Origin of the sequence: Flavobacterium sp. PL12 (genome assembly GCF_039123485.1) — a bacterium.
GTDB lineage: Bacteria > Bacteroidota > Bacteroidia > Flavobacteriales > Flavobacteriaceae > Flavobacterium > Flavobacterium weaverense.
On the sequence record NZ_JBANDI010000053.1, the window covers coordinates 1 to 2312 of the forward strand.

Sequence of the window (2312 nt, forward strand, 5' to 3'; positions counted from 1 at the left end):
AAAAATAGTGTGTAGCAGAGTGAAGATATTGAAGTTTACAAGAGTGTCTTTAGAGAGAAATTGTGAAAAATCGAGGTTTTTTCACAGCCTGACGTTTGGTCGCTTGGCGATGTGGCGGATTAAGGAAGCCTAATCTTTCGGTTAATGACTAATTTTCCAAGTACAAAACAATCTTAAAATTATGCCAAATCCCGCCATATTGCCAAACGACGGTTACAGGCAGTTTTTATTTAGACATTCAAATTCTTTACGTCAGTTTCTAAAGGTATAATTTTCCTTTTATAACTTGGTCTTCCAGGAATTTTACCGCCATAAAGTTCTAAAAAATATGTTTTTCTATTTGGGACTTCAAACAGTAAATAACCTATAGTAGGTATGTGCGGTTGACATTGCTTGTCAAACATCATTTCTTTTTGATTTAAATTTAAAAAATTTATTTCTCTTCCTAAACTTGTATAACAATTTAAATCTTCATCATATAGTTTGAAATCCATAAATGATAATGTTCTCATTTCATTGTCTGTATTTTTAATACCCAGTTTAATAATAAAATAAATTCCGTCAGCAACTATTTTTTGATAATGAATACTAATTTCTTTTGTGAATTTTGTTTCTTTAATTTCAAAAATTAAATTTTCGACTTCTATTTCATCAGAGTATTCAGAGTAATCAAAATGTTCGGTTACTTTTTTCTTTTTATTGACTTTCGGAGAATCACTTTTAATTTCAGAATGAGGTTTAAATGTTTTTTCTAAATGAGAAATTAAAGCTTCATAAGCTTCAAGAATCATTTTAAATTCTTCAATATAATCTTCATTTTGATTTACATCAGGATGAAATTTTTTCGCCAATTTTCGGTAAGCACTTTTAACTTCTTCTGATGTGCTTCCATCTTTAATAAATAAGCGATCGTAATATTTTTTCATATATTATTTTTTGTCGTCTCACGCAAAATTGCCTGTAACGTTATGCCACTTTGAGATGGCTGGAAGTTCGTAACCCTTCAGTTTTCGGTTTATGCAAAACTTGATGCGAAACGATAATGCCACTAAACTCCAGCTAGCTCAAAATGGCGGTTGGCAGTAGTTGTTATTTTTTCTCCGCTAAATATAAATTCGCAATTTCTTCTATAAAATTTTCAGGACGAGAACCCACTAAATTTGTCAAAATCACTACTGAAATATTATCTTTTGGATAAATGTATAAAGCATTTCTATTTCCACCTAATGAAGCAATTACAGGATTTTTAATTCTTGAACTTGAATAAAAACCAATCGAACTTCTGTTTAGAAAATTATTTGTTTCATATATTTCTCCATTTTTTAATGTTATTGGCGCTAATAGTATTTTCAGATTTTCTGAATTAACTAATTTATTATTTTGTAATGCAATTATCCATTGTGCCATTTCAGTCGCACTTGAATATATACCTCCTGCTGGATTTAAACTTGATGGAATAGGTTGATAAACATTGGTTAGTACATTATTATCTCTAAAATAAGAATATGGCTTTGCTGAATGATTAAATATTTTGTAGAAATCTCCAATTCCAACTTTCATTGAGTTGTTCATTTGGGCTTTCTTGAATATGTTTTCTACAATATATTTTTCATATGATTGTCCACTAACTTTTTCAATAATCATTCCTAGCAATATGTAATTACCTTGCGCATCTTCGTAATCTTCATCTGGAAGAAAAACAAGTGGAAATTCTTTCATTTTTTTGAATAAAACTTCTCTATTTTCTGATAACATATTTCCTTGTGAATCCCAAATTGCAGGAATTCCTGATTTATGAGTAACCACTTGTTTTAGCGTAATATTTTGCCAAGTTTTCGGTAAACTATCTAGATATTTTGAAATTGGTTCATCGAGATTTAATTTACCATTTTCTACTAATTGCATAATAGCAACTCCTGTAAATGCTTTTGTTATGGAATTAATACTGAAAATTGTTTTGTCATCAACAGCAATTGAATCCTCTATATTTGCCAATCCGTAATGACCTTTTTTAACAATTTCATTGTTTTTTATTACGGCTAATTGTAAACCAACAATTCTATTTTTTTGCATTAGTTTTTTTATTTCAACATCAACTTTATCTACTTGAGAATAGGTAAAATTGCTAACTGCAAAAAAGGCAATCAAAAACATTATTTTTTTCATATTTTATTTTATTTGGTTGTTTTGTCGATTTTTTCGGGTACAATTACTGCCAACGTCAGTCTGTGAAAAAACTTCCGTTTAGTTCTTTCAAAAATAGTTAAATTATTTTAATAAAAGGAAGAAAAGTTGTATATTTAATAATGCAA

The 2312-nt window shown here is 28.8% G+C and carries 2 protein-coding genes; both read right to left on the reverse strand.

Annotated elements, in window-relative coordinates; all coding sequences use genetic code 11:
- Positions 1-230 precede the first annotated feature (230 nt).
- Entirely contained in the window at positions 231-926 is a 696-nt protein-coding gene (locus RCH19_RS14620) for a DnaJ domain-containing protein (RefSeq protein ID WP_343023849.1), read from the reverse strand.
- A 163-nt stretch (positions 927-1089) separates the two neighbouring features.
- Positions 1090-2166 carry a serine hydrolase domain-containing protein gene (locus RCH19_RS14625; RefSeq protein ID WP_343023850.1) on the reverse strand — a complete coding sequence of 359 codons (1077 nt, stop codon included), beginning with the start codon at positions 2164-2166 and terminating at the stop codon, positions 1090-1092.
- Positions 2167-2312 lie beyond the last annotated feature (146 nt).

Excerpts from the sequence above, each read along its gene's own strand:
- RCH19_RS14620 (WP_343023849.1), bottom strand. The coding sequence starts at position 926 with ATGAAAAAATATTACGATCGCTTATTTATTAAAGATGGAAGCACATCA.
- RCH19_RS14625 (WP_343023850.1), bottom strand. The coding sequence starts at position 2,166 with ATGAAAAAAATAATGTTTTTGATTGCCTTTTTTGCAGTTAGCAATTTT.